Genomic DNA, 12,252 nt, shown 5'->3' on the forward strand with positions numbered 1-12,252 from the left:
TAGATTTATTATTTTTGTAATATGAAAGAGTACTTCAATTTTAAATATAGTCGTCAATCTTTAGGTTTGTTCATAGTATTTATGGGAAACCCATTGATTTTCTTTTTTAAAGAATACTTAGGCTTTGGGGGTAGTTCTACTTTCACTATCGGGAGCTTATTTATAGGCTTAGTATTATTGATTTCCCCAGGCGACCTCTTTAGGAAATTTTATAAACCTAATATTCCTATTACGAGGGTCGCGATGTTTTTCCTAATCATCTCGTTGTTAGCGTGTTTATTCTATAATCCCTTTTTTGGATACGATAACGACCGTACGGCCTTTACCCGAGATATAGGAAACTTTATTTTTATTTTCGCTTTTTATTTCTTGATAGTAGGCGTATCTAATGAAGTAGCCAATTATTTTCTGCCTATAGCACTTCTATTTACTTTTTTCGGAAGTGTTTGTTTAATCTATTCAATGGCTACCAACCCTTTATTTATTATTGGACAAAGAGCAACGGTAGTGTTTGGAGATGGAACAAGTACAGCCAGTGGAAACCCCCACGTGTATGCACGAAATGCTTTTGCAGGTGTGTTTGCTTCTTATTTCTTCTTAAAGTCTAGAAATATTCTGTGGAAGCTATTTGCTTTTTTTAACCTTATTCTTTCATTAGTAGTATTGATTCTAGCCCAAGCAAGATCTATTTTACTTGCTTTCTTATTTTCAGTAGCGTTATTTGTGTACTTCAATGTTGGGAAAGATACTGTCAAAGTATTTTTAAGGGCCTTATTCAAGCCGCTAAATTTAATTTATATCTGTCTGTTTTTTGCTGGTTTGCTTTATTTTATCAGTACTCAACAGCGGTTAATAGATATTATTGATTTATACTATAATACCTTCTTGGAGACTTTTTCAAAAGCATTACTAACAGCTTTTGGACTTGGGGGTGAAAAAAACGTAGATATGTCGGCGATGGGTAGGGTTAATAATATCGATTTAATTCTTTTTCTCTTTTCAGAAATTCCCTATGCCTTTATTCTGGGGGGTGGTTTTAGATTCTTTTATGTAGATGTACCTGTTATTGAAACTTTTGTAGATTTAGGAATTGCTGGTGTAGTATCATTTTGTTTAATGAACTATATGATTTTTAAAGAGGCTGTTTATACATTAAAATGGAAAGTAAATCCATTTGCTTGTTTTATTGCCTATTTCTATATGACGTACTTTGTAGGGATTTTTACAGGTGGAGAACCCTACGGAACTTCCTATTGGTTTATATTCATTGTCGCCATTCGCTTTTTGGGAATAAAATACATAAAGGAAGAGCCTGAAGACGACTTGAAAGAAAATGAGCTTGCTCCTTTAGAACCAGCCGTTAAGTGACATCATTAATTTCTATCAATAATCGCCAGCAAACAAGGCTTAAAGCATCGTGGATGAGATTCCTAAAGCTAAATTGCTTCTTAAAAAATGAAGGTTTTAATTGTTCATAATCAACTTTGGGCTCACTATAAAGCGATTATTTTTAATGAATTGCAATTAATTTCAAATCAAGAAAATGATTTTGAACTATTGGTTTTGCAATTAGCTAAAATTGAAAAAAGCCGTTTGAAATTTGATGATACTAGCTTGTTTAAGCATGAATATAATTATGAGCTACTTCATGATGGCATGCTTGAAGAATTGGGCTTAAAACAGCGAATAGTAGGCATTTTAAAGACAGTTAGGACTTTTAAACCTGATATTGTCAACCTGACTGGTTATTATGATATAGCATCGTGGTTTATCTTATTGTATTGTAAGTTAAAAGGTATCAAAACGGTGCTATCAAATGAATCTACAGGAGGAGACCACCATCGTAGTTTTTTGAAAGAATCGTTTAAATCGTTCATCATTAAAAAATTTGATGGCTTCTTTAATTTTGGGCAATTATCAAAAGATTATATGTTAGCTTTAGGTGCTAAACCCGCCCAAATGCTTGTGAATAGGAATTGTGTAGATAATCAATTGCTCCGAAGAATTTACCTTGAAAATCATAAAGACCGAGATAAACAAAAAGCTATATTAAATTTACCAAAGCACAATTTTATTTTTGTTGGGCGACTGATTGAATTTAAAAACTTATTCAAACTCTTAGATGCTTTTAAGGTTGCTAAAGGAAATACTGTAGACCAAGATTGGGGCTTAATCATGCTAGGAGATGGTGACTTAAAAGCGGCTTTACACCAATATATACAGGAAGAAACCATTGATAAAGTTTTCTTTTTTGAAGGGGTAAATTGGCAACAAGTACCCGCTTATCTAGCCCTGAGTGATGTATTAGTCCTGCCAAGTTATTCAGAGCCGTGGGGATTAGTAGTCAACGAAGCTATGGCTTGTGGTTTACCCGTAGCAGTTTCAAATAAATGCGGTTGTGCTAATGAATTAGTAAAAGAATCTGTCAATGGATTTACCTTTAATCCAAGTAGTGTAAACGAAATATCTGAAACATTGATAAAGTTTATGAATACCGAACTGGATTTATTAAAAATGGGGGAGGCCTCTCAAGAGATTATTCAGACGTATTCACCCAGTAATGTTGCCCAAGAAATGTTTCATGGATATAAAAGATTATGTCATCCAAAAAAGTAATTAATTCAATACAATTTTTAAGAGGTTTTGCGGCTTTTGTGGTAGTGTTTTATCATATTGGAGGCTACATAAAAAAGAATTTTCCTGTTAGTTTTTTAGGAGATTTTTTTGGTTTTGGCTTTGCAGGGGTTGATTTATTCTTCGTAATAAGTGGTTTTATCATTCATTTTACCAGCAAACAATATTTAGACCAGCCAGCATACTTTACTGAATACTTAAAAAAGAGGTTTTTAAGAGTATTCCCGATTTACTGGTTTGTAATGACAGGGCTGTTTTTATTAGGATGGCTCATCAGCAATGTTTTGAATAAAGATGTATTTAGTACCGCTTATCCACATACATTTTCAGCCTATTTCCAAACCTATTTTCTCGTCCCTTTTCACTTTGCTATTAATCCTGTTACTTGGACACTCAGCTTCGAGCTATTCTTTTATTTATGCTTTTCATTATTAATACTTTCTAAAAGGCTTTGGTTTATTCCCGTAGCTATTTTGCTGGGTTCTATCGTGAACATGATTATTGGCAATAACTTCGATAGTAGATATTTCAATTTTGTTTTTAGTAGTTATAACCTTGAATTTTTCTTTGGATTCTTGATTTGTGGATATTATGACAGATTCAAATTGAATAATATTGTCTCGATATTTATTTTAATTTTTGCTCTTATCATAATCGTTAGCTTGGGTTTCGAAATTAGTGATTACGACTACTGGAAACGGGTATTAGTTTTTGGGTTTCCTTCGGGACTAATTCTGATTGCTTTGTTAAACTTAGAAGCCAACAAGGCTATCATAATCCCTAAATTTACTATTTTATTGGGCGATGCATCCTATGTTTTGTATCTGATACATTTTCCCATGTTACTTTTGTTGAATAAAATTCCATCAATCATTGGAAGTACTTTATCTGTCAACCAAACTGTTTATTATAATTATTTAATAGGCATCATGATTATCTTAGCGAGTATTGTGATGCATAAAATGATAGAAAAGCCACTTTCTAAATACTTGATGAATTTATCAAAATGATAAAACCTGTGAAGATTTTAAATATCTGTGCATATTCTTGGGACATCGGAGGCCCCCCAAAAATTATTTATGACCATGCCGTAGAACAAATAAAGCTAGGGGCAGAAGTAACGATTTTGACGCCATTTACCGAAGGGCAAAAACTATATGAATTACCCGAGGGTGCTAAAATAGTAGTTTGTAAAAGACACTGGTTGGCTAAATTTTGGGCAGAGTTTTCTCCTGAATTGTTTTTTTGGATTAAAAAACATGGTAATGAATACGATGTTATCCATATTCATGGACTTTGGCATTTTGCAGGACTAGCGCCTTATTTAGCAGGAGTTACTACCGCAAAATGTATCACGATTCATGGTTTATTAGACCGCTGGGCTTTGGCAAATGGCTATTGGAAGAAAAAGCTTTTTGGAGTACTTTTTCAAAAAAGAGTATTGGATAATACCGAACTGATTCAGATTAATAACCTAGATGAACAAGAAGATTTAAAAAACTTTTTAGGGCATACTCACCCCAACGTGAAAATTGTACCAAATGGGATGAATTTGAGTAATTTCAAAGAATTGCCACCGAAAGGAAATTTTAGAAAAAAGTATCAGCTTCAGCATGATAAAAAACTGATATTGTTTTTAAGCAGAATAAATATTAAAAAAGGCTTAGATTTGCTTCTGCCAGCTTTCAAAGAGGTTTTGACTACAAGAAATGATTGTATGTTGGTATTAGCTGGCCCCGATGACGGTTATTTAGCTGAGACACAAAAGTTTATTGAAACGGAATGTTTACAAGAAAATATAAAACTAGTAGGAATGTTAGTGGGCGACGATAAGTTGGCTGCTTTTGCTGATGCTGATATTTTTACGTTACCATCGCATTCAGAAGGATTTTCAATTGCTACGCTCGAAGCCTTAGTTTCTGGTATCCCTTCTTTATTATCTGATAGAGTAGGCTTTGGGGAGAGTATTCGTGAAACAAACGCCGCTCATTTGGTAGAGCTCAATACCCAAAGTATTGTAGAGGGACTAAATAAGATGCTTGATGATGAAAAGTATTGCGAGTATCTGGCCAATAATGGAAAAGCATTGGTCAAGGAAAAATATGATATAGCATTGGTCGCTAAAAAATTATTTGAAGAGTTTAAGAAAATCGCTAACAAAAATTAATGCAAGATATTTCCGTCATCATCCTAACTTTTAATGAAGAAAAACATATCAAAAGATGTGTAGAATCTTTGTTGGCATTTACAGATAAAATATTCATTGTAGATTCAGGGTCGACTGATAAAACTGTTGAGATTGCTGAATCGCTGGGTGCGAAAGTAGTACAGCGTCCGTGGGTGAATTATGCTATTCAGTTCAATTATGGTATTCAGAATAATCCATACAATACCACGTGGTTGATGAGGATGGATGCTGACGAGTATGTGTTGCCGGCTTTGGCGGAGGAAATCAACCTGAAATTATCAGGGACTGCTCCAGAGATAGGAGGGATGTATATCAAAAGAAGAGTGATATTTTTTGATAAATGGATTCGCCATGGTGCATATTATCCTATCTGGTTATTGAGAATCTGGCGAAGCGGACAAGGGGCTTGTGAGGAAAGTTGGATGGATGAACACATTACACTGACTAGCGGGAAAACTATTCAAATGGAAAATGATATTGTAGATCATAATTTGAATAACCTTACTTGGTGGACGCAAAAACATAATTTATATGCCATCAGAGAAGTAATTGACTTATTAAACATCAAATATAATTTCCGCAACTTCGAATCGGTTGAACCTAATTTTTTTGGTTCTCAGGAACAAAGAACAAGATTCTTGAAAGTGAAGTATGCTTCTATTCCCCTGTTTATTCGTCCTATCATTTACTTTATCTATCGATACATTTTTAGATTTGGGTTTTTAGATGGCAAACAAGGATTTATTTGGCATTTTTTACAAGGGTTCTGGTATAGATTTTTAGTGGATGCTAAAGTGTACGAAGTGTATCATCGTGTCGGAAAAGATAAAAAAGCGATTGAAAAATTCTTTAAAGATGAGTTTAATAAAGATTTAACAAAATGAAAACAACCGACTTATCTAAGTACGATAATTCTTGGTACAAACCGGGCAATTTTTTCCTAAGAACGCTCTGGCATATAATAGGTTCAATATTCATTAATTCTAACATACCTTTTCCTGTATCATTAAAGATTTCTGTCCTAAAATTGTTTGGAGCAAAAATTGGTAAAGGAGTAATGATAAAACCGCAGGTATCCATCAAATACCCTTGGTTTTTAGAAATTGGCGATTTTGTGTGGATTGGTGAAATGGTTTGGATTGATAATCTAACAAAAATAAGCTTGGGAAATCATGTTTGTTTGTCGCAAGGCTCAATGTTGTTAACAGGAAATCATGATTATACAAAGAGTACCTTTGATTTAAAAGTAGCTGAAATACATTTAGAAGACGGCGTTTGGATAGGAGCGAAATCTGTTGTATGTCCCGGTGTAGTAGCAAAATCGCATTCAGTTTTATCTGTAAACTCTGTTGCTACTAAAGACATGCAACCTTATATGATATATCAAGGAAATCCTGCGAAAGAAATAAGACAAAGACACATCAAGGGTTAAACTGTTTGGTGCTTTTGTATTTTAATCGTAATTTGACTAGCATTAAACCCTTCAACGTAGATTCTATAAGTATAACGCTTAATAGGCTTGCATAATTTTGAATGTATAATAGCAATGAATAATTCTTTTTGGACATTTTACAATAGTAACCTTTTTCATGTCATTGTTTCCACAGTGGTTGCTTGTGCTACATCAATTACAGCCATTCCTGTTATTATTAATATTTCGACACTTAAAAACTTAATGGCAAGTCCGATAGAAAGGAGTTCCCATCAACAAGCTACTCCTACTTTAGGAGGCGTAGCAGTATTTGCTTCGATGTTAATTAGTTACTTTCTATGGGAAAACCCAGACGAAGGTCAGTTAATACACCTCTCTATTTCTTCTATTGTTATTTTGTTCTTTTTAGGTGTAAAAGATGATATTCTGATTTTGGCTCCAAAGAAAAAGATGTATGTGCAGATTGGTGCTTCGTTATTAGTAGTAGTGCTTGGAGATTTAAGAATAGAAAACCTTTTTGGTATTTTTGGCATTTACTCCGTTCCTTATATCATCAGTTTACCGCTTACAGTTTTTGTCTTTATTGCGTTGATTAATGCCGTAAACCTAATTGATGGTATCGATGGACTAATGGGGGGAATTGGTATGATAGCAGGGGGATTGTTTGGAATTTGGTTTTATTTAAATGAACATTATGCTTTGGCTTGTTTAGCAGCCTCAATGGCTGGGGCATTGTTAGGTTTCTTAAGATTTAACTTTTCAAAGACATCCAAAATCTTTATGGGTGATACTGGCTCATTGATTGTTGGCTTTATTTTGGCTCTTTTCGCCGTGAGATTTATTCAGTTAAATGTTCAATATCGCTTCGACCCTAATAGTACTTTTGCAGCGCCCATATTGGCTATTATTGTATTGGTAGTACCTATTTTTGATACTTTGCGCGTATTCATTATTAGGTTGAAAAACAAGAAATCCCCTTTTGTAGCAGATAGAAACCACCTTCATCATCTTCTGATTGATAGTGGTTTAAGCCATTTTCAGGCGTCGATGGTACTGTGGTGTTTTACCATTATTTCTACGCTACTATTTGTTTTTATTAGCAAGAAAGCCGAAAATACTACTTCCCTTTACTTGTTATGTTTATTGTTTGTAGTTTACATGACAGTAGCACATTTACTAAAAACAAATAACCAAAAGCGTTTATTAACATTACAAAAAGAGACTAAATCAGAAGTTAAAACTGAAAAACCAGAGACAGAAGAAGTATTAAAAGCTTAATCTTGATTTAGTTTTTTAGCACTTTCTTTTATCTTTTGTCCAATTCTGTCTAGCACTTTTTTACTATTCTCTAATTGATCACTCACTGACAAATCTCCGCTATTGTATTTGTCCTGTAAGTCTTTTCTGATAGCTGTCCATTTGTCTTTTTGTTCCAATAGAGCAGTGTAGTTTTGTTGTTCTTTCGAATAACTAAAAGGCTTTGCTTTTGATTTGGAACCTTCAGTAGGTCCAGTACTTTTAGGCTCATCAAAGGTTGAAAAATCAGATTTTGATGTTTCTAATTTATTTGTGCTTTGTTTAGGATTTGATTCTTCAAAATTATTTGTCGAATTTTTAGCTGTTTCAGTTAGTTTATTATCTTCAAAATCATCAACTATAACCTGATTGTTTTGGATAGGTTGCAATGAATCTTTGGGTGTTATATCAACAGTATCTTCAACAACTACTTTATTTTCTTGACGATTAAATAGCATAGAAATATCAAAAGTGTTTTTCCTGCCATAAGAATAAGCCAACAAACTGAATATTACTAAAACAATCGGAATAAATAAGTATTTATCATTCGATTTAGTAATGAATGGGTTATTGTCATTGGAGATGACGGGCGTAACCACCTTTTTCTGATCTATTACTTCCAACACTATTACATTGTGTACATTATATACGCTATAAGGAGTATCGATATTAGCGATTTTCAATAAATTCAAACAAGAATCTTTAACACCTGTACTGTTATGAAGAATTTCGTCAATCTCATCCTCAGAGATTTTGTTCATCAGCGATTCTCCGCAGATTAATATTTTATCCCCTTCTTCTAAGTGAAAGGTAATTATTTCTAATTTAGAAGGCTTGGCTAAATATTGTAATTTTTGACCTCTGCGACTGATATAACAATTTGTATCACTAATCCAGTTAATGAGAGAAAGGTCTCCGAGTTCCCAGAAAGCTTGAAGTTCGTGGCTTGGATTTGACTTTTTGGCTAATTTATTAATGGATCTCTGTATTTTTAAGATAGAGTTTTCCAAAGCCCGATAAGTTTTATCCGATTCATTTAATTCAGAAGGATTTGTCATGATTTTGGTATCCATTCAATAAAAACTTATAAAAAACTCAAAATATCTTTTTATAAAAGGGAAGGGTGTTCAAAGCTGAAAATAATACGCTGATAAATTATATTGTTTGTAAGAAAATTTAAGGCAAAAATAATGCCAATAAAGGTGTTTTGCAAACTACTTTCATCTATCATTCATATATAACTAAATTAAGTTTGCTATGTTAAGATTTTTTAAACTTAAATAATTCGTCCATTGCTTGAGTAACTATTTTTTGTAAAATTCGCTCGTTCAAAGAGGTAATATAATGAATCGTCATTTGCTCTCTAAATGATTTAACGTCTTTTGAATACTTATGGTCGTGAATGATATAAGTAGGTTTGGCATTAATCGGGAAATACTCTAAGCCTGTGCCTTCTTTAAACAAACATAGGGTAGTGGTTATGGTGGAGGCAATATGAGCAGGGAAAGAATCTAGCGTAAGGGCGCCGATTGATTCTTTCAGCACAGGAATCATTTGTAAAATGGATAGTTTACCCACTGCATCAATAATTTTTCCAGGATATTTTTTTTCAAGTTCAACATTTAGCTTGCTAGAATATTCTGTAAGACCACATATCATAATTTGAACGTCTGGTCTTTTTTCTAGGATATAATCGCTGATTGTTATCCAAAATGCATTTGAAAACATTCTGTTTTTTGTGCCAGCTTCTGGGAAAATGATAAAATAATCTTTTTGGATGTCGAGTGTATTTTTCTCGTCAGCAGGCATTAATAAAATAGGTTCAATGTTTTTACTCGTTTGCGCAACCCCTAAGCTTCTTAAACTTTGAATCTGCTGATCAATCGAATGGAAAGGTGTAGGAAGCATATAATATTCTATGTCTAGTAAACTCCCCATTCCTCGTGTACCAAAGCCTATTTTTTGCTCAGCATTTAAAAATGGTAACAGTAAATTAGCATTATAACCAGAATACCTGAAATCAAAAGAATGGGAATAATATAGATTTTTATGTTCAGCTAAAAATGTTTTAATATCATTTACATATAATTTGAATTTTGCAAAAATCGAAATGGTGCTTCTGTTGGTGCGGTAATGATTAATAAAAAATACTTTGTCGTATAGAGGATTATTTACAATTAAATTTTTACACCAACTACCTGCTACTATGTGAATTTCAATATGTGGATGCTTATTCTTCAGCGCATTTATCATATAACTCATCATCAGCATATCGCCTAGGTGACCAAAATTAAAAAGTAAAATTTTGTTGGGTACAATGTACTTATTATGTTTAGTTTTTCGGAAAATAAAAACAAAGAAATCAACAAATAAGTCTAATACTCTTAGTCTTAGCTTAGTTGGTCTATTTCCACAATACTCTCTTTTTAGCATAATGTTTTATGAACAGGGGTTAGATTACTACCTTATAATAGTAGTATTTATTTATCCGAATTGATTAATTCTACTACTTTCCTAAAGGGCAATTGTAATGCTTTCCGTACTCTTTTATAGCGTTTTACTTTTGGCGGTTTAATATAAAAGCATGGAATCTTGATATAATAGTCATTAAAGTTTTCTTTTAATTTATGGGCATAGTCTTTAAAAAGAGGAACGATATCAGGTCTTTTTTCAAAAGTTGAGCGATCCTGATATTTCGAAACGCTATCGGGTTTACTTAATTGATAACCACTATAATGGAAAAATATTAAAGGCTCATTATTACTATAGAAATATTCTCCATGTTTAGTAATTTGCCGCTCGTGAAGATTCCAATAAGCAACATTATACCCAGGGTGTTTTTCAATTAACACAGCATTTTTATAATAAATAGGAACGAAATTTATCCAGTGTTGGTCTACAAACAAGCCATTGCACAAATCTATTCTACAGTCATTTGTAAGACGCTCTTTCCACCAGTCAATCATCTCTAAACTTTCCTTGCTTCTAGCAACAGCAATAAAGCCTAAATTGTAAATACCCGTGTTTAGATGTGCAATTTCTTTAGTATCATAATCATCGAGAATCGGCGATGTGATGTGTGGAGTAACTACAATGCTTTTTGTTTGTAAGCTTTCTGTTAATTTACTTAATTTTTGATAAACTATAATATCAGGGTCAAAGTAAATAACATTCTTGATATCTTTTCTATGCTTGAAAAAGTAGTCAAAGTAAAATGGTTTAACAGCAGTATTGAGTTCTGTAATGTCATAATTTTCGCACATAGCATCCAAACAATCAATACCAATCTTATCAATCTCTAGTAGCTGAAAAGGAGGAGTTTTTTCACTATCTAAACTTACCTGATCAAGCCTATCCACTAATCCAATTACATATTCTATATCAGGGTTAGTTTTTTGTAGAGACTGCCCCAGTGTTTGGGCTTGGGCAAGATAATTTATGGAACAAATTGTAAAGGCTAACGTCATAGTTTTTTAAAAATTTAAGCTACTACTATGGTAATAAAGTTTAGGGTTAATTTAAAAGTAAGAATAAGTGTGTTTTTTGTGGAATAAACTTAATTTTTCTAATATTTTATCACAAATAACATTTTAATGCTATTCAAAAAGATAATATTTTCGAAAATAAAGTTACGACATTATCATTAAACAGACTCAAATATATTTAAGATGGTCAATAAAATAACTTAAAACCAATCTTCGGGTCTATTTTTTGTTTCAATTTTTTGCTCTAAACTATCGGGCAGTTTCTCAAAAAAATCAATACCAGTTAATACTTCAATGGAATCAATACTAACAGAAAACGATTTGATAGATTTTACAGAACCCTCATTTGGTAAGACAAATGCTATGGCTTTTTCGTTGTAAGGGTCGTAAACTATTTTATAAAAATGTGTCGGAACAGCCACTAAATTAATTTTTCCAATTGTTTTGAGCCCTTTTTTCAATATTGGCCCTGTGATGATAATTAATTCATTTCTACGAATAACCCACTGACGAATTTTGCTTTCTAAATTACTCCAAATTCCTCGATTAAAATCGGGGGTTTGTGGGGACATGTTCGACATATAGAAGGTTTCGTCTTCTAATGCCTTATCATATTTAAAATCTGCTGCAGGGCATAAGTGGCCACGGTCGTAGCCAGAACGTGAATAATCACGCGTATGAGCCGAACCTGTTTCAACGAGAGGGTCTTCAATAAATTCATTAGAGCGTGTTGCGTTGCCATCCACAGCTTCTTTAATCAAACGATGTAAAACCCAAGAAGCTTGCTCATATTCTTCACGATAATTTAAAATAAAGGCTGTATGACGAACAATCTCTTGATTGAATTTTGAAGAAGGAATATAATCATCTAAACTACCGCCGTCGCTATTTTTGGGCTTACCCTTATTATCGCCAAAAAGCTTTTCTTTAATGGTTTCTAGGACTGAACTTTCTATTTTATCTTCTATTTTTTTAGATAAATCATCAGTAATACCACCCGACTCTTTGTCTGTCTCCTCCTCATTATCCTCCTGTTTGGATTTTTCTTTTTCGGATGATTTTTTTTGAGTGGTTATTTTCTCAAAATCTTTTTGTAGCGACTTTAGAGGTGCAGGCTTTCCTAGGTAATACAGAACAATGCCAAGCAGGAGTAGGAAAAAAAGAAATTTGATTTTGCCCATGGTTTTAGGTATTGCACCGTTTTAGATTATTAATAG

General features: G+C 33.1%; 11 protein-coding genes. 7 read left to right on the forward strand and 4 right to left on the reverse strand.

Annotation, left to right across the window (positions count from 1 at the left end; all coding sequences use genetic code 11):
- The first annotated feature begins 21 nt into the window (after positions 1 to 21).
- The 7 genes from J2Y60_RS14200 (at position 22) to J2Y60_RS14230 (ending at position 7,532) form a co-directional block, all read left to right on the forward strand.
- The gene (locus J2Y60_RS14200; protein WP_309918909.1) at positions 22 to 1,368 is read left to right on the forward strand and encodes a hypothetical protein; all 1,347 of its coding nucleotides are present in this window, start codon (positions 22 to 24) and stop codon (positions 1,366 to 1,368) included.
- Positions 1,369 to 1,455: 87 nt separating this feature from the next.
- Positions 1,456 to 2,616, forward strand: coding sequence for a glycosyltransferase family 4 protein (locus J2Y60_RS14205; RefSeq protein ID WP_309918912.1), 1,161 nt, complete (start codon positions 1,456 to 1,458; stop codon positions 2,614 to 2,616).
- Entirely contained in the window at positions 2,598 to 3,644 is a 1,047-nt protein-coding gene (locus J2Y60_RS14210) for an acyltransferase (protein ID WP_309918914.1), read from the forward strand. Before J2Y60_RS14205 ends, J2Y60_RS14210 begins: the two co-directional genes overlap by 19 nt.
- The gene (locus J2Y60_RS14215; RefSeq protein ID WP_309959167.1) at positions 3,641 to 4,801 is read left to right on the forward strand and encodes a glycosyltransferase; all 1,161 of its coding nucleotides are present in this window, start codon (positions 3,641 to 3,643) and stop codon (positions 4,799 to 4,801) included. The genes J2Y60_RS14210 and J2Y60_RS14215 overlap by 4 nt, the downstream gene beginning before the upstream one ends.
- A complete protein-coding gene (locus J2Y60_RS14220) occupies positions 4,801 to 5,706 on the forward strand; it encodes a glycosyltransferase family 2 protein (protein ID WP_309918920.1) in 906 nt (301 codons plus the stop codon). Before J2Y60_RS14215 ends, J2Y60_RS14220 begins: the two co-directional genes overlap by 1 nt.
- Positions 5,703 to 6,254, forward strand: coding sequence for a WcaF family extracellular polysaccharide biosynthesis acetyltransferase (locus J2Y60_RS14225; RefSeq protein WP_309918923.1), 552 nt, complete (start codon positions 5,703 to 5,705; stop codon positions 6,252 to 6,254). Before J2Y60_RS14220 ends, J2Y60_RS14225 begins: the two co-directional genes overlap by 4 nt.
- A 114-nt stretch (positions 6,255 to 6,368) precedes the next feature.
- Positions 6,369 to 7,532 carry an MraY family glycosyltransferase gene (locus J2Y60_RS14230; protein ID WP_309918925.1) on the forward strand — a complete coding sequence of 388 codons (1,164 nt, stop codon included), beginning with the start codon at positions 6,369 to 6,371 and terminating at the stop codon, positions 7,530 to 7,532.
- Here the strand turns inward: J2Y60_RS14230 and J2Y60_RS14235 are convergent.
- From J2Y60_RS14235 to J2Y60_RS14250, 4 genes are all read right to left on the reverse strand, one after another.
- Positions 7,529 to 8,623, reverse strand: a complete 1,095-nt coding sequence (locus J2Y60_RS14235; protein ID WP_309994663.1) for a hypothetical protein — start codon at positions 8,621 to 8,623, stop codon at positions 7,529 to 7,531. The genes J2Y60_RS14230 and J2Y60_RS14235 overlap by 4 nt on opposite strands.
- Positions 8,624 to 8,810: 187 nt before the next feature.
- Entirely contained in the window at positions 8,811 to 9,983 is a 1,173-nt protein-coding gene (locus J2Y60_RS14240; protein ID WP_309918930.1) for a glycosyltransferase family 9 protein, read from the reverse strand.
- 47 nt (positions 9,984 to 10,030) lie between these two features.
- The gene (locus J2Y60_RS14245) at positions 10,031 to 11,017 is read right to left on the reverse strand and encodes a glycosyl transferase (protein ID WP_309918933.1); all 987 of its coding nucleotides are present in this window, start codon (positions 11,015 to 11,017) and stop codon (positions 10,031 to 10,033) included.
- Between the two features lie 218 nt (positions 11,018 to 11,235).
- Positions 11,236 to 12,216 (reverse strand): DNA/RNA non-specific endonuclease, encoded by a 981-nt coding sequence (locus tag J2Y60_RS14250; RefSeq protein WP_309918936.1) that lies wholly within the window; start codon positions 12,214 to 12,216, stop codon positions 11,236 to 11,238.
- Positions 12,217 to 12,252: the final 36 nt, after the last annotated feature.

Source organism: Arcicella sp. BE140, assembly GCF_031456255.1.
Taxonomy (GTDB): domain Bacteria; phylum Bacteroidota; class Bacteroidia; order Cytophagales; family Spirosomataceae; genus Arcicella; species Arcicella aquatica.

Coding starts and splice junctions, on each gene's coding strand:
- J2Y60_RS14200 (WP_309918909.1), top strand. CDS start 22: ATGAAAGAGTACTTCAATTTTAAATATAGTCGTCAATCTTTAGGTTTG.
- J2Y60_RS14205 (WP_309918912.1), top strand. CDS start 1,456: ATGAAGGTTTTAATTGTTCATAATCAACTTTGGGCTCACTATAAAGCG.
- J2Y60_RS14210 (WP_309918914.1), top strand. CDS start 2,598: ATGTCATCCAAAAAAGTAATTAATTCAATACAATTTTTAAGAGGTTTT.
- J2Y60_RS14215 (WP_309959167.1), top strand. CDS start 3,641: ATGATAAAACCTGTGAAGATTTTAAATATCTGTGCATATTCTTGGGAC.
- J2Y60_RS14220 (WP_309918920.1), top strand. CDS start 4,801: ATGCAAGATATTTCCGTCATCATCCTAACTTTTAATGAAGAAAAACAT.
- J2Y60_RS14225 (WP_309918923.1), top strand. CDS start 5,703: ATGAAAACAACCGACTTATCTAAGTACGATAATTCTTGGTACAAACCG.
- J2Y60_RS14230 (WP_309918925.1), top strand. CDS start 6,369: ATGAATAATTCTTTTTGGACATTTTACAATAGTAACCTTTTTCATGTC.
- J2Y60_RS14235 (WP_309994663.1), bottom strand. CDS start 8,623: ATGGATACCAAAATCATGACAAATCCTTCTGAATTAAATGAATCGGAT.
- J2Y60_RS14240 (WP_309918930.1), bottom strand. CDS start 9,983: ATGCTAAAAAGAGAGTATTGTGGAAATAGACCAACTAAGCTAAGACTA.
- J2Y60_RS14245 (WP_309918933.1), bottom strand. CDS start 11,017: ATGACGTTAGCCTTTACAATTTGTTCCATAAATTATCTTGCCCAAGCC.
- J2Y60_RS14250 (WP_309918936.1), bottom strand. CDS start 12,216: ATGGGCAAAATCAAATTTCTTTTTTTCCTACTCCTGCTTGGCATTGTT.